Raw genomic sequence first — 17,626 nt, 5'->3', positions numbered from 1 at the left:
AGAGGAACGGGACGAGACGGGGAGGGAGAAGAGAAGAGGACGAGAGGAGAGCCGGGGCGAAGCGGACAGAGCCGCTCACCCTCAGGCTGCCGTACCCTGCCCCTCGCCGCCCTGCGTACGGGCCGCGTAGGCACGGCGGGCCCGGCCGTCGCGGGGACGACGGCCACGGGCGGGCGCGCCGCGGCGGGAGTTCTCCTTCGGCGGGGCGGCGATGGTCACCGGTACGCCGGAGGGGGCCTTGGCCCCGGTGATGCGGGTCAGTTCGGCCTCGCCGGAGCGCACCTGCGCGGTCTGCGGCGTGATCCCTGCGGCGGCCATCAGACGGCTCATGTCGCGCCGCTGCGCGGAGGTGACGAGCGTGACGACGCTGCCGGAGCCACCGGCGCGGGCGGTGCGGCCGCCGCGGTGGAGGTAGTCCTTGTGGTCGGCGGGCGGGTCGACGTTGACGACGAGGTCGAGGTCGTCGACGTGGATGCCGCGCGCCGCGACGTTGGTGGCGACGAGCGCCGTGACCTGCCCGGACTTGAACTGGGCGAGGGTACGCGTGCGTTGGGGCTGCGACTTGCCGCCGTGCAGGGCGGCGGCCCGTACCCCGCTCTGGAGCAGGTGCGTGGTGAGCTTGTCGACGCCATGCTTGGTGTCCAGGAAGAGGATCACGCGTCCGTCGCGGGCGGCGATCTCCGTGGTGGCGGCGTACTTGTCGCCGCCGTGGATGTGCAGCACGTGGTGTTCCATCGTGGTGACCGCGCCGGCCGAGGGGTCGACCGAGTGGACGACCGGGTCGCTGAGGTAGCGGCGGACGAGGAGGTCGACGTTGCGGTCCAGGGTGGCGGAGAACAGCATCCGCTGGCCGCCGGGCCTCACCTGGTCGAGGAGTTCGGTGACCTGCGGCAGGAAGCCCATGTCGGCCATCTGGTCGGCCTCGTCGAGGACGGTGATGGCGACCTGGTCGAGCCGGCAGTCGCGCCGCTCGATGAGGTCCTTGAGCCGTCCGGGCGTCGCGACGACGACCTCGGCGCCGGCGCGCAGGGCGCCTGCCTGCCGTCCGATCGACATGCCGCCGACCACCGTGGCCATGCGCAGCCGCACCGCCTTGGCGTACGGGGTGAGGGCGTCGGTCACCTGCTGGGCGAGCTCGCGGGTGGGTACGAGGATCAGGGCGAGGGGGCCGCGCGGTTCGGCGCGCTGCCCGGCGGTGCGGGCCAGCACGGCGAGGCCGAAGGCGAGGGTCTTGCCGGATCCGGTGCGCCCGCGGCCGAGGACGTCGCGGCCCGCGAGGGAGTTCGGCAGCGTGGCCGCCTGGATCGGGAAGGGCTCGGTGACGCCGAGACGGGTCAGGGTCTCCACGACGCCGTTCGGCAGGCCGAGCGCGGCGAAGTCCTCGACGGGCGGCAGGGCCGGGGTGACCGTGACCGGGAGGGCGAACTCTCCCTGGAGCGCGGCCGGGCGGCGGGAGGATCCCTTGGAGTAGGGGCGGCCGGCCGAGCGGGAGCCGCCGGGCCGGGGGCCGCCGCCGGAGCGGGAGCCCTCCGGGGCGCGGAAGCCGCCGGAGGAGCGGGGGCCACCCGCGTGTCGGCCGTTCGTGCGAGTTGAGCGGTTCATGAAGAACCTTCCTCGATGCGGCGCGTATCGAGGAATTCTTGGCAGCACTGACTCCAGTGCCCAGAATTGCAGGAACGGCCGGGGGGAAAGAAACAAAAACCCGGCCGCCGGAATATTCCGTGACCGGCCGGTCAAAAGAGACGGACGGACCCCGGGTGGATTCACCGGACTGTCGTCGCCACGTCGGATCACAGGAGAAATGCGTTCATCTCCCGGAAACAAAACGAGCTGGGGCCCGCACCCAAGGTGCGGGCCCCAGCTACGAAGTGCGCGTCAGCGTCAGGCGGGAACGATGTTCTCGGCCTGCGGGCCCTTCTGGCCCTGCGTGACGTCGAAGGTCACCTTCTGGCCCTCCTGGAGCTCACGGAAGCCCTGGGTGGCGATGTTCGAGTAGTGAGCGAAGACGTCGGCGCCGCCGCCCTCCTGCTCGATGAAGCCGAAGCCCTTTTCCGCGTTGAACCACTTCACGGTGCCAGTAGCCATGTCATATCTCCTTCGGGGCAGTGCCCGTGGAATTCACACTGTGTGAACTCCGCGTCGCCGCGATGATTACCCCGTCCGGAATGACCCGGCAATACAAAGTGCCCCGCCGACACATAACGCCGACTGAGCACTTGAAGTCTCTGGGAACCACAACTGCAACTGATATCGACAGTAGCACGCCCTCGCCGACGGCGCAGGGTTTTCCTTACCGCTCCGCCGGTCGGCGGATAAACCCTCATCGCGCATCACGCGAAATTCTGCATTTGCCGTCACAGATATCCGACGACGGCGCCCTCAGGACGACGGCGCCTCCTCAGGCCTGGCGCGGGTTCCGCGCAGCTGCTCGTTGATGCGCTGGGCCTCTTCGAGCTGGTCCTCGAGGATGACGATCCGGCAGGCCGCCTCGATCGGCGTGCCCTGGTCCACGAGTTCGCGGGCGCGCGCGGCGATGCGCAGCTGGTAGCGCGAGTAGCGGCGGTGGCCGCCCTCGGAGCGCAGCGGAGTGATCAGGCGGGCGTCGCCGACGGCCCGGAGGAAGCCGGGCGTGGCGCCGATCATCTCGGCGGCCCGGCCCATCGTGTAGGCGGGATAGTCGTCGTCATCGAACCGATCGGGGCCTTGCGTGAGGGTCTCTGGGGGCATTTGCACCTTTTCTGGAACGCGTCGAGGGGCCTGGTGCCGTACGGCACCAGGCCCCGAGGGGTTTCAACACCATCTACCGGCCTTGTGTGCCGGCTCTCTGTGACCGCACGGCCGCCCTGCTGAGCGGGGGTGCGGGGATCGTGAATGCGTGACCGGGGACCACCTTCCAATCCGGGGCCTGCGGTACCCGGGCGATGCCGTGCCTCGTCCGGGCGATCCTGATGGCGTCCCACTCCCTTCTTGCACTTCCTTGCCTGTAACGGCTTCCAACGTCTTTGACTACACCAAGAACTCTAACAACGGCGGTTACGCATGTCTACCGCCGTCGCGATAGATTTTCGGGAGCGGAGGAGGAGGGATCCAAGGACCCACGCGCCCCCTGTCGTCGGTAGGCTCACCAGTCATGTCGAAGCCTGACGAACTGCTCGTAGACATCGCCACCCTGGTGGAGTCCGAGCACAGCAATCAGATGTCCCTCACCGTGGTCGTGGCCGGTGCCGTCATCACCGGACGACTGGCCCCCGAAGCCCTGTGGCGGCGGCGTGTCGCCGAAGTCCTGAAGGACTCCGCCCAGCTGGGCCCGTTCGCCTCCGTATTCGAGACCGACGAGGCACCCGACGACCCGCCGCGGGGCACCACACCCCCCACCCACCTCCACTTCCACCTGGCCCGGATCCTCCAGGGCACCCTGGGCCTGCCGGAGACGGGCGGGATGTACCGCATCGCCCTCCAGGACGTGAGCGCCTGGAGCGTGGGCGACCTCAGCTACTCCGACCACTGACCCGCGCCGGGCCCGGGTCCGGTTCCGCGCTCCGCCCGGAACCGGACCTGAGTCCGGCCTTGTCAATTTTTCTCCTCCGAGCTATATAGAAATCCGTAGGGCATCGCACCCAGCACCTGACGAAGGGAGTGACCCGTGATGCTCATGCGTACCGACCCGTTCCGTGAGGTCGACCGCCTCGCCCAGCAGGTCTTCAACAGCGCGCGCCCCGCGGGGATGCAGATGGACGCCTACCGCCAGGGCGACGAGTTCGTCGTCCACTTCGATCTGCCGGGCGTCGACCCCGAGTCGATCGACCTGGACGTGGAACGCCACGTACTGAACGTCCGTGCCGAGCGCCGCTCCCCCGCCCCCGAGGGCGTGGAGCTGATCGCGGGCGAGCGCCCCACCGGCACCTTCTCCCGCCAGCTGTTCCTCGGCGACACCCTGGACACCGAGCGGATCGAGGCCTCGTACGAAGCGGGCGTCCTGACGCTGCGGATCCCGGTGGCCGAGCAGGCCAAGCCGCGCAAGATCCAGATCAGCGGCGGCGACAGCGGACGCCGGCAGATCAGCGGCTGACCATGCGGGAGACGGCCGCGTGGCGAGCGCGGCCGGTCGACAAGAGAAGGTCGACAACAGAAGGTCCACAAGAGAAGACGGAGGAGAACGCACGATGAGATGGAGCGAACTCATCGAGGCGGTAAGGGAATCCGGCCAGTACGCCACCGCCGCGGAGGCGGAGCGCGTGACGCGCACCGTCCTGTCCGCCCTCGGCGGCCACGTCGTCGGGGACGAACGCGTCGACCTGGCGGCCCAGCTGCCGGTCGAGGCGGCGAGGGTGATCGCGGACCAGGTGCCCGTGACACGGCGGCTCACAGCACCTGAGTTCGTCGAGAGCGTGGCGCTGCGCCTGGAGGGCGCCACTCCGGCCACCGCCCGATGGGACGTCAGCTCCGTCCTCACCGCCCTGGCGCAGGCGGTCGACGGCGAGCTCGTGGACCGCCTGCTTGACCTGCTGCCGCCGGGGTACGCCCTGCTGTTCGGCAGGGCCGAGCTGGCGCAGGCGGCCTGAGGCGGGCCGCGCGGGTGCCGTTCCCGGATCTCGGGGCCCGGCGTGCGGGGACGGCACCCGCGGCGGCGTCTAGGGCCTGCCTGACCATTCCCGTCGTCGCCCGGAGGGCGGCCCCGCGGCGTACTTGGCTCTGCGCCCGGTGCGGCGAGTGGGGGCACCCCCTGCTCGAAGAGCTCGGGGGAGCGTGCATGGCGTCGCGAGGCAGGCGGGAATGGTCAGACAGGCCCTAGCGGCCCCTGGCCGGCTTCGGCAGGGTGCAGCCCGCCCGGCCGAGGTCGATCTTGTTGCCGGTGCCGACGCAGGGCACGAGGGTGTAGGTCTGCTGGCCGTAGTTGATGCCTTCGCGCACGGTGACCTTGCCGGTCTCGTCGACCTCGCAGGGGTTGTTGTCCGTGCACCGGCCGCCGCGGTCGTTGCCGGTGTTGTTGACGGCGACGACCTTGCCGGTGGCGTCGTCGATCACCGGGGCGCCCGAGGTGCCGCCGATCGTCTTGCAGTCGGGGGTGTAGCGGACCGAGTCCTTCCAGGTCCAGCCGCCCTCCTTGAGGCGGTGCGCGAAGCCGTCGATGGCGCACTTGTACAGCTTCTTCCAGAAGCCGGAGGCGACGGTGATCGCCCGGCCCTGCGCGGGCCGCTCCGTGTCCAGCTCCAGCGCCTTGACCCCGTACCTGCTCTCGATGTCGCGGTAGGTGCTGGTGAGCTCGTAGAGCGACATGTCCGTGTCGGTCATGGTGGCGTACGCGATCTTGCTCGCCCGGAGCGTGGCGAGGTTGCCCCCGGAGGCGTTGAGGAGCGTGAAGCGGCGCGAGGAGGGCTTGTCGACGACGACCTCGCCGGGGGCGGGGAAGCCGCTCTCCAGGCAGTGGCCGTTGGACAGGACGAGGGCGGGGTCGCCGGGCTGCGAGCCGGGGACGCGCACGACGGAGCCGGAACAGTTGTCGAGCGCCACCGTCCCGGCGAGGTCGACGGCCGCGACCGCGGGCGCCACGGCCCGTTCGGCACCGGCGGCCGTCGCGGGCGCTGCCGTCGCTCCGCACAGCAGAACGGCGAGGCACACGCCGACGAGAGGCTTGTTCATGTGGGGGTCCCCTCTGATGACTGATGACTGGGTGACCGAAGGTCGTTCGGTTTGTCATGCGCATTGTTGGGGTCCGCGCCCCCGAGAACAAGACCGCCCGACGGGGGCGCTCGGGGCGATATTCGCCGAACCGCCGCCGGAACACCCCGTAAGCTCGCCGCCATGCAGGTCATCCAGTCGACGAAGCTCGCCAACGTCTGTTACGAGATCCGGGGCCCCGTCCTTGAGGAGGCGATGCGGCTCGAAGCGGCAGGCCACCGCATCCTCAAGCTCAACACCGGCAATCCGGCCGCCTTCGGCTTCGAGTGCCCGCCCGAGATCCTGGAGGACGTCCTCCGCAACGTCGGCTCCGCGCACGGCTACGGCGACGCGAAGGGCCTGCTCGCCGCCCGCCGCGCGGTGGTCATGCACAACCAGACCCTCGGCATCGAGACCGACGTCGAGCACGTCTTCATCGGCAACGGCGTCTCCGAGCTGATCGTGATGGCCATGCAGGGCCTGCTCGACGACGGCGACGAGGTCCTCGTACCGGCGCCCGACTACCCCCTGTGGACCGCGGCCGTCTCCCTGTCCGGCGGCACCGCCGTGCACTACCGCTGCGACGAGCAGGCCGACTGGATGCCGGACCTCGCCGACATCGAGCGCAAGGTGACCGACCGCACCAAGGCGATCGTGATCATCAATCCGAACAACCCGACCGGCGCCGTCTACAGCGACGAGATGCTGCGCGGCCTGACCGACATCGCGCGCCGCCACAATCTCCTGGTCTGCTCGGACGAGATCTACGACAAGATCCTCTACGACGGCGTCACGCACACGCCGACCGCCGCCATCGCCCCGGACCTGCTGACCCTCACCTTCAACGGCATGTCGAAGGCGTACCGGGTGGCGGGCTACCGCGTCGGCTGGATGGCGGTCTCGGGCCCGAAGGCGCACGCCTCCTCGTACATCGAGGGCCTGACGATCCTCGCCAACATGCGGCTGTGCGCGAACATGCCGGGCCAGCACGGCGTCGTCGCGGCGCTGGGCGGGCGCCAGACGATCAACGACCTGGTGCTGCCGGGCGGCCGGCTCCTGGAGCAGCGCGACACCGCGTACGACCTGCTGACGCAGATCCCCGGTGTGAGCTGCGTGAAGCCGAAGGGGTCGCTGTACCTCTTCCCGCGGCTCGACCCGAAGGTCTTCAAGATCAAGGACGACCGGCAGATGGTCCTCGACCTGCTGCGCGCCGAGAAGATCATGGTCGTGCACGGCACCGGCTTCAACTGGCCGGAGCCCGACCACTTCCGGGTCGTGACACTGCCGACGGCGACCGACCTCGCGGAGGCGGTCAGGCGGATCGGGAACTTCCTCGACGGCTACAGCCAGCCCTGACACCGGCGCCCGCGCCGGGCACCCGGACGCGACTCAACTTTAGACGAAATCTAAGATAGGATGGTCCCCATACCGCTTGGAGGCCACCCATGTACGAGCCGATCCGCACCAAGTCGGTCCACTCGATGGCCGACGACGCGGACTTCCCGCACCGCTCCCGCGAGGAGGAGCTGGACATCCAGCTCGCCGGGCACCTCGCGGCGCTCCTCGCCGTCACCGACGAGCTGCGCGCCCTCGCCCCCGCCGCCGACCTGGACGCCGCCGCCGAGCGGCTGGCCTCCGAGGTGGCGCGACTGAGGGGCGGCGCACAGCCGGCGCGCTCGTCGGTCGCCACCGCCATTCACGAACCGCATCTGACCGCCCTGCACCAGCGCGCCCACGCCCTCGCGGGCCGCGCCCTGGTCGTGGCGGCCTCTCGCGCCGACACCGCGGCGGCCATCCTGGCCGCCGAGCGCATGGACGCCCACGCGGACGCCACGCGCCTGGTCGGCGCCTCCTGATCGGCCCCGGTCCGCGGCCGGGGAGGCCACGGACCGGGTGCCACCAGCAAACCGCCCGGGCGTGGGCCGCCGGGTACGTACGCGGAGGGGCCCCGCACGCCGTTGTGCGGGGCCCCTCCGGGATGTGCGGCCGGGATCAGCCCAGGCGCTCCACCAGCGCGCGGTACTCGTCCCACAGCTCCTTGGGCGTGTGGTCGCCGAAGGTGTTGAGGTGCTCGGGGATCAGCGAGGCCTCGTCGCGCCAGACCTCCTTGTCGACCGTGAGCAGGAACTTCAGGTCGGCGTCGGCCAGCTCCAGGCCCTCGGTGTCGAGCGAGTCGACCGTCGGCAGGATGCCGATGGGGGTCTCGACGCCCTCGGCCTTGCCGTCCAGGCGCTCCACGATCCACTTCAGGACGCGGGAGTTCTCACCGAAGCCCGGCCACACGAAGCGGCCCTTCTCGTCCTTGCGGAACCAGTTCACGTAGTAGATCTTCGGCAGCTTGGACTGGTCCTTGCCCTTGGCCACGTCGATCCAGTGCGCCATGTAGTCGCCCATGTTGTAGCCGCAGAACGGCAGCATGGCGAACGGGTCGCGGCGCAGCTCGCCGACCTTGCCCTCGGCGGCGGCGGTCTTCTCGGAGGCGACGTTCGCCCCGAGGAAGACGCCGTGCTGCCAGTCGAAGGACTCGGTCACCAGCGGGACCGCGCTCGCGCGGCGGCCGCCGAAGAGGATGGCCGAGATCGGCACGCCCTTCGGGTCCTCCCACTCGGGCGCGATGATCGGGCACTGGGCGGCCGGGGTGGTGAAGCGCGCGTTGGGGTGCGCCGCGGGGGTGCCGGACTCCGGGGTCCAGTCGTTGCCCTTCCAGTCCGTCAGGTGGGCCGGGGTCTCCTCCGTCATGCCCTCCCACCAGACGTCGCCGTCGTCGGTGAGCGCGACGTTGGTGAAGACGGAGTTGCCCCACAGCGTCTTCATGGCGTTGGCGTTGGTGTGCTCGCCGGTGCCCGGCGCGACGCCGAAGAAGCCGGCCTCGGGGTTGATCGCGTAGAGGCGGCCGTCCTCGCCGAACCGCATCCAGGCGATGTCGTCGCCGATGGTCTCGACGGTCCAGCCGGAGATCGTGGGCTCCAGCATGGCGAGGTTGGTCTTGCCGCAGGCGCTGGGGAACGCGGCGGCGACGTACTTGGACTCGCCGCGCGGGGGCGTGAGCTTGAGGATCAGCATGTGCTCGGCCAGCCAGCCCTCGTCGCGCGCCATGACGGAGGCGATGCGCAGGGCATAGCACTTCTTGCCGAGCAGGGCGTTGCCGCCGTAGCCCGAGCCGTAGGACCAGATCTCGCGGTCCTCGGGGAAGTGCGAGATGTACTTGGTGGAGTTGCAGGGCCACGGCACGTCGGCCTCGCCCTCGGCCAGCGGGGCGCCGAGCGTGTGGACGGCCTTGACGAAGAAGCCGTCGTCACCGAGCTCGTCCAGGACCGCCTGACCCATCCGGGTCATGGTGCGCATGGAGACGGCGACGTACGCCGAGTCGGTGATCTCGACGCCGATCGCGGACAGCGGCGAGCCGACCGGGCCCATGCAGAAGGGCACGACGTACATCGTGCGGCCCTTCATCGACCCGCGGAAGACGCCGCCCTTGCCGTCGGTGCCCCGGAAGATCTCCCGCATCTCGGCGGGGGCCTTCCAGTGGTTGGTCGGGCCCGCGTCCTCCTCCTTCTCGGAGCAGATGAAGGTGCGGTCCTCCACGCGCGCGACGTCGGTCGGGTCCGAGGCCGCGTAGTAGGAGTTGGGGCGCAGGGTCGGGTCGAGCTTCTTGAACGTGCCCTTGGCGACGAGCTCCTCGCACAGGCGCTCGTACTCGGCCTCGGAGCCGTCACACCAGACCACCCTGTCCGGCTGGGTCAGTTCGGCGATCTCGTTGACCCAGGAGACCAGCTCCTTGTGACGGGTGGGGACGGTGTTGGTCGGGACGGTGCTGGGAGCCGCGATGTCGCGCGCCACGATTGCTCCTAATCGAGGGGTTTTTGAGGATGTATGCCCCGTGGGGGCTGCGACCCGGACGCTTCACGTGTGAATCCTCTGGCGCTCATCCGGTGCCGACCGCACTCATTTGATCATCCGACGCCGCCGCGCATCTGTCCAGAGGACCTCACACCTGAGCGGCGTGAGGATCGCCACTTGTACGCCTTCGGGTGCGAGGGCGGTTTTCCGCCCGTTTTGCTGACAGGCGCTGCTCCGGTTGACCCCGCCTCCGGTTGATGCCCGACTTACGGGCCCGTAGGTACGATGCCGACCATGACCGCCTCCGTCTCCGAAGCGATCCCGGAACCCGAGGGCGCCCCCTCCCTCGTCCCGTCCCCGCAGGACATGCCGCTCCCCGTGAAGCCGAAGATGCGCGGCTGGCTGCACGCCGGAATGTTCCCCGCGGTGGTCGTGGCCGGGCTCGTGCTGACCGCGCTCGCCGACTCCACCCGCGGCCGGATCGCCTGCGGCATCTTCGCCCTGACCGCCTGCCTCCTCTTCGGGGTCAGCGCGCTCTACCACCGGGGCGACTGGAGCCCGCGGGCCGACCGCGTCCTGCGCAGACTCGACCACTCCAACATCTTCCTGATCATCGCGGGCACCTACACCCCGCTGACGATGCTGCTCCTCCCCGACGCGAAGGGGCGGTGGCTGCTCTGGGGCATCTGGGGCGCGGCCGTGGCGGGCATCGCCTTCCGCGTGTTCTGGGTCGGCGCCCCGCGCTGGCTCTACACGCCGTGTTACATCGCGATGGGCTGGGCCGCCGTCTTCTTCCTGCCGGACTTCATGCGGACGGGCGGCGTCGCCGTGCTCGTCCTCGTCGTCGTCGGCGGGCTGCTCTACAGCGCGGGCGGCATCATCTACGGCATCAAGCGGCCGAACCCCTCCCCCCGCTTCTTCGGCTTCCACGAGGTCTTCCACTCGCTGACGCTGGCGGCCTTCGCCGTGCACTACGTCGGCATCTCGCTGGTGGCCTACCGCCACGGGTGATCCGACCCCTCCCCCTACTGCCCTCCGGGTGGCCGCGGCTCCTGAGCCGCGGCCACTTTTTCGTGCGTCATCATTGCCTGCCGCCGCGCGCCAGGACCCCCGCCGCTGGTGGGCGCTGGCCGAGCAGCTCGGGGCCAGTACGCAAGAGCAGCAGTGGATGGCGGACGCGTACGTCATCGTGTTCGCCGCGCTGATGCTTCCGGCCGGGCTCCTCGGCGACCGGTTCGGGCGGCGCCGGATGCTGATGGCGGGCTCGGGGTCTTCCTGGTGGGCTCGCTCGTCGGCACCCTCGTCGACGACATCGCCCTCGTCGTCATGGCCCGCGCCGTCATGGGAGTGGGCGGCGCCCTCGTCATGCCGCTCGCCCTCGCCGTGCTGCCCGCGCTCTTCGCCCCCGGCGAGCGGACCAAGGCCGTCGGCATCGTCTCGGCCGCCTCCGCGCTCGGCGCGCCCCTCGGGCCGATCGTCGGCGGCTGGCTCCTCGACCACTTCTGGTGGGGCTCGATCTTCCTGATCAACGTCCCGATGGTCGCGATCGGCCTCACGGCCTGCGCCTTCCTGCTGCCCGAGACCAGCGACCCCGCCGCGCCCAAGGTCGACGTCGCCTCCACCGCCCTGACCGCCGCCGGCCTCGGCGCACTGATCTACGCCGTCATCGAAGCCCCCTGCCGCGGCTGGGGCGACCCCCTCGTGCTCGGCATGCTCGCGGGCGCCCTCGTCCTGCTGGCCGTGCTCGTCCTGCGGGAGCGCCGGGTGCCGCGCTCCATGCTGGACACGTCGCTGCTGCGCAACCGCGGCTTCTGCCTGACTACCATGGCGGCGACGCTGGTCATGTTCGTGCTCGCGGGGCTGCTGTTCGTCCTGCCGCAGTACCTCCAGACCGTCCTCGGCAACGACGCCTTCGGCACCGGCATACGGATGCTGCCGCTGATGGGCGGCCTGCTGGTGGCCGCCAAGGGCGCGGAGCCCGTCGTACGGCGCTTCGGGCCGCGCGCGGTGATCAGCGGCGGGCTCGTGGTGCTCGCCTTCGCCGCCATCCTCGGCAGCCGCACGGACGTCGGCAGCGGCTACGGCTTCACCGCGCTGTGGCTCTCGGTGGCCGGCCTCGGCTTCGGCTTCGCGGTGGTGCCGTCCACGGACTCGGCGCTCGGCGCGCTGCCCGTGGAGCGCGCGGGCTCCGGCTCGGGGCTGATGATGGCCGTACGGCAGGTGGGCAGCGCCCTCGGCATCGCGCTGCTCGGCTCGCTCCTGGCCTTCGCCTACACACGTGAGCTGGACACCGGCGGGCTGCCGGGGCCCGCCGGTGACGCCGCCGGGGAGTCGGTGGTCGTCGCCCACGCCGTCGCCGACCGCCTCGGCAGTGCGCGCCTCGCCGAGTCCGCCGACGCCGCGTACGTCCACGGCATGAGCCTCGTACTGCTGGTCGGCGGTGTCGCCGCCCTGGTGACGGCGCTGCTCGTCGCCGCGGTGCTGCAGAAGGCGGGCGACGGGCCGGGGCAGGACCCGGACGACATGGGCAAGGCCCCGGCGGATGCCCGAGAATGAACGTCATGACGGCCGCCCGCACCTCCCTTCCCGCGTCCGCCCCGCAGCTGGGGCTGCGCGAGCGGAAGAAGCTCAAGACCCGCGTCGCGATCCGCGAGGCGACGTACCGGCTGATCCGCGAGCAGGGGTACGAGGCGACGACGGTCGAGCAGATCGCCGAGGCGGCGGAGGTCTCCCCCTCCACGGTCTTCCGCTACTTCCCGACCAAGGAGGACATCGTCCTCACCGACGAGTTCGACCCGCTCCTGGAGAGCGAGCTGCGCCGTCGGCCCGCCGGGGAGCCGGTCGTCGAATCGCTGCGGCGGGTGCTCCACCGGGCCATGGGCCCCGGCCTCGCGGAAGACCCGGAGATCTCCAGGCTGCGGACGAAGCTGATGATCGAGGTGCCCGCCGTGCGGGCGCGGATGCTGGAGAGCATGTCGGTCACCGGCGGCATCCTCTGCCGCGTCATCGCCGAGCGCACCGGGCGCGACCCCGGCGAGCTGGAGGTGCGGGCCTTCTCCATGGGCCTGATCGGCGCGCTCACCGAGACCGCCGCGTACTGGGCGGAGCGCGACCACCGGGACGACCTCGGCACGCTCGTGGACCGCACGCTGGACATGCTGGTGAGCGGCTTCGCGGAGACCGGCGGCAGGTGAGGACGGCGGGCCGGGCCCCGGCCGCCCCCGGCATGCCATCCTGACCGCATGAACGGTCCGGAGATCCTCGTCAGTTTCGACCCCGAGCTCACCACCTTCGTCCCGCAGGAGCGAAGGGGCGGCCCCACCAAGGCCGTTACGGACGGCGCGTCCACGCTCGGGCACGTGGTCGAGTCCCTCGGGGTGCCCCTGACGGAGGTCGGCGCGCTCGTGGTGGACGGCCGCGAGGTCGCTCCCGGGCACGTCCCCGCGGCCGGCGAGAGCGTCGCCGTGCGTGCGGTGCCCCGCCCCCAGCAGGTGCCCGGCGCCCCGCTCCGCTTCCTCCTCGACGTCCATCTCGGCACGCTGGCACGGCGGTTGCGTCTCCTCGGCGTCGACGCGGCGTACGAGAGCACGGACATCGGTGACCCCGCCCTCGCCGCGCGCTCCGCGGCCGAGCGGCGCGTCCTGCTGAGCCGCGACCGGGGCCTGCTGCGGCGCCGGGAACTGTGGGCGGGCGCGTACGTCTACAGCGACCGCCCCGACGACCAACTCCGCGACGTCCTCGGCCGCTTCACCCCGCGCCTGGCCCCCTGGACGCGCTGCACCGCCTGCAACGGCACCCTCCGCATGGCGACCAAGGAGGAGGTGGCGGACCTCCTGGAGGGCGGCACGCGCGGCACGTACGACGTCTTCGCCCAGTGCGGGGAGTGCGCCCGCGTGTACTGGCGCGGCGCCCACCATGACCGTCTGGAGGCGATCGTGGCGCAGGCGGTGGCGGAGTTCGGCGGGCCGGTCGGGGCGCAGGCGTGACCGCCGGAGTGGAGGCGGCGCGGCCGCGGGAGCACCATGGAAGAGGGGCACGTACGCCTGCCGAGGAGTGAGTCCGATGGCCAAGTTCATGGATGTCCATCACGGCATGAAGGACATCACCGCCCACCAGCTCAGGGAGGCCCACGCCGCCGACCTGGCGATTCAGGACCAGGAGGGCGTCAGCTTCGAGCACGCGTGGGCCGACCCCGCGTCCGGAGACGTCTTCTGCCTGTCCGAGGCGCCGTCCGCGGACGCCGTTCAGCGCATCCACGAGCGGGCCGGGCACGCCGCGGACGAGATCCACCCGGTGCCGCTCATGGTCTGACCCGCCGGCCCGCGGCTCGGCTCAGCCGAAGGTGAGCACCGGCTTGATCACCTCACCGGAGGACGCGGCCCGCGCCGCCGCCTCGATGTCGGCGAAGGGGAACTCCGTGATGAGCCGCTCGACCGGGAGGCGGCCCTGACCGTGCAGTTCGATGAGGCGTGGGATGAAGTCGGACGGCACCGCGTCCCCCTCGATCACGCCACGGATGCTCACGCCCTTCGTCAGCACGGTCATGATGTCGAACTCGGCCTGCCCACCGATCCCGACCAGCGCGAGCGTCCCGCGCTCCCGCAGCGCCGCGATCGCCGCCGACACCACGGCAGGCCGGCCCGTGGTGTCGATCGCGTAGTGCGGCCCGCCCTCGGTGACGTCCCGGACGGCCGCCGCGACGTCGTCGACGGCCGCCGGGTCGATGGCCGCGGCCGCGCCGAGCCCGAGGGCTACCGCGCGCCGGGACGCGACGGGCTCCACGGCGATCACCTGGCAGTCCTCGGCGACGGCCGCCATGACCGCGCTCAGCCCGACGCCCCCGGCGCCGAAGACGGCGAGGGCCGAGCCCGGCCGCGGCCGCAGGACGTTCAGGACCGTGCCCGCCCCGGTCTGGACGCCGCAGCCGAGAGGCGCGGCGAGGGCGGCGGGGAAGCCGGCGGGGAGCTTGACGGTGTTGCTCTCGTAGGCGAGGGCGTACGTGGCGAAGCTCGACTGCCCGAAGAAGTTGCCGAAGACCGGGGACCCGCCACGGGAGAGGCCGGTGCTGCCGTCGGGGCGCGCACCCGCGGCGTTGAGCGCGCCGATGCCCGCCTCGCAGTAGGAGCGGTACCCGGCGGCGCACTGGCCGCACGCGCCGCAGCTGCGGTAGCTGAGGCAGACGTGGTCGCCCGGCGCGACGGTCGTCACCGCGTCCCCGACGGCTTCCACGACACCGGCGCCCTCGTGGCCGAAGACCATGGGCAGGCGCGGCCAGACCTGCCGACTGCTGAGGTCGGTGTGGCAGATGCCCGCGGCGGCGATCTTGACCAGGATCTCCTCCGGCCGGGGCGCCTCGATCTCGACGTCCCGGACGGTGAAGGGCCCGCCGGGGGTCTCCACCAGTGCTGCCTGCATGCGCATGAGTACCCCCTGAGTCGTCGGTTCTGCACTGTCAACTCACGTCACTGGGCGCGGAGTTCCCCGCGCCGCCACGTTCTCGCCCCCGGCGGCCCGCCCAGCCGAAACCACACTAGGTATGTTGACATAGCTATGCCCTCATACGTACTCTGTCGGCATGCCCACCCCTAGCGCGTCCGAGCGGGACATCCAGGACATCGCCTCAGCGATGTCCTCCGTCCTGCCCGCGCTGCACCGGGCCCTGGAGCGGCGTCTCGCCCAGGACTTCCCGTACCCCCGGCTGCCCGAGGGGCAGCTGGCGCTGCTGCGGCTCATCGGGGAGCGGGACGGCGTCACCGTACGGGCGGCGGCCGACGCGCTGCTGATGAAGCCGAACAACGTGAGCGCCCTGGTCACCCAGCTCGCCGGGCAGGGGCTCCTGGAGCGCGGGCAGGACCCGGCCGACAAGCGGATCGCCCGGCTGCACCTCACCGCCGAGGCGCGGCGCAGGCTCGACCAGGCCATGAGCCTCATGGACGGGTACGTCATCGAGGCGCTGCACACCCTCACCGACGGGGACCTGGACGCCATCGGCTCGGCCCTCGGCGCCCTCAGGGGCCTCGCCCGGCACATCCACCCGGCCGCCCTCTGACGGCTTCGGCGTACCCGCGCCGGTAGCCGTGCGGCCGGCCGGGCGTGCGGTCATGTGGCCGTACGCCCCGCACCTCACCCCCTTTTCCCAGGAAGCAAGGCACCTCCATGCCCGCCACTTTCGTGGACCACTCCCCCCTGCCCGCAGCCGGCCCGCCGGACGCTCCGGCGGGGCGCCGCGGCAGGCCTTGGCTGACGCTCGTCGCTGTCGCGTTCGGCCTGTTCATGGTCGGTCTGGACGGCTCGGTCGTCTCGATCGCCAACCCGGAGATCGGCCGGGACCTGCACGCCTCCACCTCCGACCTGCAATGGGTCACCAACGCGTACCTGCTGGCGCTGGCCGCCGCGCTGATCCTCGGCGGGAAGCTCGGTGACCGATTCGGGCGGCGCACGTTCTACCTGGTCGGTGTCGTCGGCTTCACCCTCGCCTCGGTCGCCATCGGCCTGGCCGGGTCGATCGAGGGCGTCATCGCCTTCCGCGCCCTACAGGGATTCTTCGGCGCGCTGCTGATGCCCAATACGCTCGGTCTGCTGCGGGCGGTGTTCCCGCCGAAGAAGTTCGGCATGGCGGTGGGCATCTGGGCGATGGTGTCGTCCGTGTCCACGGCGCTCGGCCCCATCGTCGGCGGGCTGCTCGTCGAACACGTCAGCTGGGAGTCGGTCTTCTACATCAACGCCCCCATCGGCGTCGTCGCGCTCGTCTTCAGCGCGCTGGTGCTGCCGCAGAGCAAGAACGCCGCCGACCGGCACCGCTTCGACGTCCCCGGTGTCGTCCTGCTCGCCCTCGGGCTGCTCGTGGTCGTCTTCGGCGTCGTCAAGGGCGAGGCGTGGGGCTGGGGTTCGGGCACCACGCTGGGCACGCTCGCGGCCGGGCTCGTCATCCTGCTGGCCTTCGGGTGGTACGAGACGCGCCTCGGCCGCCCCGCGCCGAGCGCCCCGCCCGGCTCGGACAGGGAGCGCAGGGGTCGCAGGGGTCACCCTCTGCTGCCGATGCGGCTCTTCCGCAACCCTGCGCTGACCATCGGCACGATCATCACCGCCGTCAACTTCTTCGTGCTGCTCGGCGTGATCTTCTTCGTGATGCTCTATCTGCAGAACGTGCGCGGCTACACGCCCGTCGAGGCCGGTGTGCGCACCCTGCCGCTGAGTCTCGCCTCCGTCGTCGCCTCGCCGCTGGGCGCCGCGCTCACCGAGCGGTTCGGCGCCCGGCTGTCGATGCCGCTCGGCATGGTGCTCCAGGCCGCCGCCTCCTTCGGGGTGCTGGGCTGGGGCGTCCACTCCTCGTACGCCGCGATGTGGCCGCCGTTCATCGCGCTCGGCCTCGGCGTCGGCATGGTGATGGCGGCCTCCTCCGACGCGATCGTGGGCAACGCGCCCGTCGAGGACGCGGGGGTGGCGGGCGGCCTCCAGGCCACCGCGCTCCAGGTCGGCGGCGCGCTCGGGACCTCCGTACTCGTCTCCCTGATCAGCAGCCGCGTCGGCGCCACGCTGACCGGGGAGCTGACCTCGGCGGGTGTGCCGGGACCCGTGGCGCAGGGCCTCGGCAAGGCCAAGGACGCCGTCGCGATGGGCATCTCACCCACCTCGGGCGACATGCCGACGCCTCTGCGGGCGGCGGTGACCGAGGGCAGCGGCCAGGCGTTCGTCAACGGCGTGCACACCGCGGCGCTCGTCACGGGCGTGCTGTGCGTGGCGGGCGCCGTGCTCGCGGCGGCGGGGCTGCGGCGCGGGGCGGGGGCGGCGCGGCCGAGCACTGAGCAGGATCCGGCGGCGTACGCGACGCCGCACTCACGGCGGTGGAGCTGCGACGCCGGGCGGAGGGCGGCGCGGCCGAGCACTGAGCAGGATCCGGCGGCGTACGCGGCGCCGCACTCACGGCGGTGGAGCTGCGACGCCGGGCGGGGGGCGGCGCGGCCGAGCACTGAGCAGGATCCGGCGGCGTACGCGACGCCGCACTCACGGCGGTGGAGCTGCGACGCCGGGCGGGGGGGGCAGCCCGGCCAAGCACTGAGCAGGACGCGGCAGCGTACGCGTGGGCCGGGCTGTCGGGTGCCCGGTCACCGCTCCCGCCGGGCGCCCC

The 17,626-nt window shown here is 71.6% G+C and carries 16 protein-coding genes and 2 pseudogenes; 12 read left to right on the top strand and 6 right to left on the bottom strand.

Annotated features, from left to right (window positions below; translation table 11 throughout):
- Positions 1–81 precede the first annotated feature (81 nt).
- From KKZ08_RS24220 to KKZ08_RS24210, 3 genes are all read right to left on the bottom strand, one after another.
- Entirely contained in the window at positions 82–1,602 is a 1,521-nt protein-coding gene (locus KKZ08_RS24220) for a DEAD/DEAH box helicase (RefSeq protein WP_223776449.1), read from the bottom strand.
- Between the two features lie 279 nt (positions 1,603–1,881).
- Entirely contained in the window at positions 1,882–2,085 is a 204-nt protein-coding gene (locus KKZ08_RS24215) for a cold-shock protein (protein ID WP_030788646.1), read from the bottom strand.
- A gap of 294 nt (positions 2,086–2,379) precedes the next feature.
- Positions 2,380–2,727: a MerR family transcriptional regulator gene (locus KKZ08_RS24210; protein ID WP_223776448.1), complete on the bottom strand. Its 348-nt coding sequence runs from the start codon at positions 2,725–2,727 to the stop codon at positions 2,380–2,382.
- A 403-nt stretch (positions 2,728–3,130) separates the two neighbouring features.
- Here KKZ08_RS24210 and KKZ08_RS24205 point away from each other — a divergent pair, with 403 nt between their 5' ends.
- From KKZ08_RS24205 to KKZ08_RS24195, 3 genes are all read left to right on the top strand, one after another.
- Positions 3,131–3,508 carry a hypothetical protein gene (locus KKZ08_RS24205; protein ID WP_223776447.1) on the top strand — a complete coding sequence of 126 codons (378 nt, stop codon included), beginning with the start codon at positions 3,131–3,133 and terminating at the stop codon, positions 3,506–3,508.
- 138 nt (positions 3,509–3,646) lie between these two features.
- The gene (locus KKZ08_RS24200; protein ID WP_127910904.1) at positions 3,647–4,069 is read left to right on the top strand and encodes an Hsp20/alpha crystallin family protein; all 423 of its coding nucleotides are present in this window, start codon (positions 3,647–3,649) and stop codon (positions 4,067–4,069) included.
- Positions 4,070–4,163: 94 nt separating this feature from the next.
- Positions 4,164–4,562, top strand: a complete 399-nt coding sequence (locus KKZ08_RS24195; protein ID WP_223776446.1) for a DUF2267 domain-containing protein — start codon at positions 4,164–4,166, stop codon at positions 4,560–4,562.
- A 226-nt stretch (positions 4,563–4,788) separates the two neighbouring features.
- On the opposite strand, the gene KKZ08_RS24190 is transcribed toward KKZ08_RS24195, so the two are convergent.
- The gene (locus KKZ08_RS24190) at positions 4,789–5,640 is read right to left on the bottom strand and encodes a serine protease (RefSeq protein WP_223776445.1); all 852 of its coding nucleotides are present in this window, start codon (positions 5,638–5,640) and stop codon (positions 4,789–4,791) included.
- A gap of 162 nt (positions 5,641–5,802) precedes the next feature.
- On the opposite strand from KKZ08_RS24190, the gene KKZ08_RS24185 reads away from it, so the two are divergent.
- Together KKZ08_RS24185 and KKZ08_RS24180 are read left to right on the top strand one after the other, a co-directional pair.
- Complete coding sequence (locus KKZ08_RS24185; protein WP_223776444.1) at positions 5,803–7,014, top strand: pyridoxal phosphate-dependent aminotransferase; 1,212 nt, start codon at positions 5,803–5,805, stop codon at positions 7,012–7,014.
- Positions 7,015–7,103: 89 nt separating this feature from the next.
- A complete protein-coding gene (locus KKZ08_RS24180) occupies positions 7,104–7,514 on the top strand; it encodes a hypothetical protein (protein ID WP_223776443.1) in 411 nt (136 codons plus the stop codon).
- Between the two features lie 136 nt (positions 7,515–7,650).
- Here the strand turns inward: KKZ08_RS24180 and KKZ08_RS24175 are convergent, their stop codons facing one another.
- Positions 7,651–9,498, bottom strand: coding sequence for a phosphoenolpyruvate carboxykinase (GTP) (locus KKZ08_RS24175; RefSeq protein ID WP_223776442.1), 1,848 nt, complete (start codon positions 9,496–9,498; stop codon positions 7,651–7,653).
- Positions 9,499–9,783: 285 nt separating this feature from the next.
- Between KKZ08_RS24175 and KKZ08_RS24170 the strand changes: the two genes are divergently transcribed.
- From KKZ08_RS24170 to KKZ08_RS24150, 5 genes and pseudogenes are all read left to right on the top strand, one after another.
- Positions 9,784–10,509 (top strand): hemolysin III family protein, encoded by a 726-nt coding sequence (locus tag KKZ08_RS24170; protein WP_223776441.1) that lies wholly within the window; start codon positions 9,784–9,786, stop codon positions 10,507–10,509.
- Between the two features lie 73 nt (positions 10,510–10,582).
- Positions 10,583–12,054: pseudogene (locus KKZ08_RS24165) on the top strand (MFS transporter).
- 5 nt (positions 12,055–12,059) lie between these two features.
- On the top strand, positions 12,060–12,692 hold the full coding sequence (locus KKZ08_RS24160; RefSeq protein ID WP_223779165.1) for a TetR family transcriptional regulator: 633 nt from the start codon (positions 12,060–12,062) through the stop codon (positions 12,690–12,692).
- Positions 12,693–12,740: 48 nt separating this feature from the next.
- Entirely contained in the window at positions 12,741–13,484 is a 744-nt protein-coding gene (locus KKZ08_RS24155) for a Mut7-C ubiquitin/RNAse domain-containing protein (RefSeq protein ID WP_223776440.1), read from the top strand.
- 76 nt (positions 13,485–13,560) lie between these two features.
- A complete protein-coding gene (locus KKZ08_RS24150) occupies positions 13,561–13,809 on the top strand; it encodes an SCO4226 family nickel-binding protein (protein WP_223776439.1) in 249 nt (82 codons plus the stop codon).
- Positions 13,810–13,830: 21 nt separating this feature from the next.
- On the opposite strand, the gene KKZ08_RS24145 is transcribed toward KKZ08_RS24150, so the two are convergent.
- The gene (locus KKZ08_RS24145; protein ID WP_223776438.1) at positions 13,831–14,919 is read right to left on the bottom strand and encodes an NAD(P)-dependent alcohol dehydrogenase; all 1,089 of its coding nucleotides are present in this window, start codon (positions 14,917–14,919) and stop codon (positions 13,831–13,833) included.
- Between the two features lie 154 nt (positions 14,920–15,073).
- Here KKZ08_RS24145 and KKZ08_RS24140 point away from each other — a divergent pair, with 154 nt between their 5' ends.
- Together KKZ08_RS24140 and KKZ08_RS24135 are read left to right on the top strand one after the other, a co-directional pair.
- Complete coding sequence (locus KKZ08_RS24140) at positions 15,074–15,547, top strand: MarR family transcriptional regulator (RefSeq protein ID WP_223776437.1); 474 nt, start codon at positions 15,074–15,076, stop codon at positions 15,545–15,547.
- 107 nt (positions 15,548–15,654) lie between these two features.
- Positions 15,655–17,274 (top strand): annotated as a pseudogene (locus KKZ08_RS24135) (MFS transporter); the annotation flags it as partial.
- Positions 17,275–17,626 lie beyond the last annotated feature (352 nt).

The sequence above is a fragment of the Streptomyces sp. 135 genome (assembly GCF_020026305.1).
GTDB lineage: Bacteria > Actinomycetota > Actinomycetes > Streptomycetales > Streptomycetaceae > Streptomyces.
Note: the sequence above shows the minus strand (reverse complement) of the source record. Positions and strands in the feature narration are given on the sequence as shown.

Bases quoted from the DNA above. Each gene is read 5' to 3' on its own strand.
- KKZ08_RS24215 (WP_030788646.1), bottom strand. From the start codon at position 2,085: ATGGCTACTGGCACCGTGAAGTGGTTCAACGCGGAAAAGGGCTTCGGC.
- KKZ08_RS24150 (WP_223776439.1), top strand. From the start codon at position 13,561: ATGGCCAAGTTCATGGATGTCCATCACGGCATGAAGGACATCACCGCC.
- KKZ08_RS24140 (WP_223776437.1), top strand. From the start codon at position 15,074: ATGCCCACCCCTAGCGCGTCCGAGCGGGACATCCAGGACATCGCCTCA.
- KKZ08_RS24170 (WP_223776441.1), top strand. From the start codon at position 9,784: ATGCCGACCATGACCGCCTCCGTCTCCGAAGCGATCCCGGAACCCGAG.
- KKZ08_RS24200 (WP_127910904.1), top strand. From the start codon at position 3,647: ATGCTCATGCGTACCGACCCGTTCCGTGAGGTCGACCGCCTCGCCCAG.
- KKZ08_RS24185 (WP_223776444.1), top strand. From the start codon at position 5,803: ATGCAGGTCATCCAGTCGACGAAGCTCGCCAACGTCTGTTACGAGATC.
- KKZ08_RS24195 (WP_223776446.1), top strand. From the start codon at position 4,164: ATGAGATGGAGCGAACTCATCGAGGCGGTAAGGGAATCCGGCCAGTAC.
- KKZ08_RS24220 (WP_223776449.1), bottom strand. From the start codon at position 1,602: ATGAACCGCTCAACTCGCACGAACGGCCGACACGCGGGTGGCCCCCGC.
- KKZ08_RS24180 (WP_223776443.1), top strand. From the start codon at position 7,104: ATGTACGAGCCGATCCGCACCAAGTCGGTCCACTCGATGGCCGACGAC.
- KKZ08_RS24145 (WP_223776438.1), bottom strand. From the start codon at position 14,919: ATGCGCATGCAGGCAGCACTGGTGGAGACCCCCGGCGGGCCCTTCACC.
- KKZ08_RS24205 (WP_223776447.1), top strand. From the start codon at position 3,131: ATGTCGAAGCCTGACGAACTGCTCGTAGACATCGCCACCCTGGTGGAG.
- KKZ08_RS24210 (WP_223776448.1), bottom strand. From the start codon at position 2,727: ATGCCCCCAGAGACCCTCACGCAAGGCCCCGATCGGTTCGATGACGAC.
- KKZ08_RS24190 (WP_223776445.1), bottom strand. From the start codon at position 5,640: ATGAACAAGCCTCTCGTCGGCGTGTGCCTCGCCGTTCTGCTGTGCGGA.
- KKZ08_RS24160 (WP_223779165.1), top strand. From the start codon at position 12,060: ATGACGGCCGCCCGCACCTCCCTTCCCGCGTCCGCCCCGCAGCTGGGG.
- KKZ08_RS24155 (WP_223776440.1), top strand. From the start codon at position 12,741: ATGAACGGTCCGGAGATCCTCGTCAGTTTCGACCCCGAGCTCACCACC.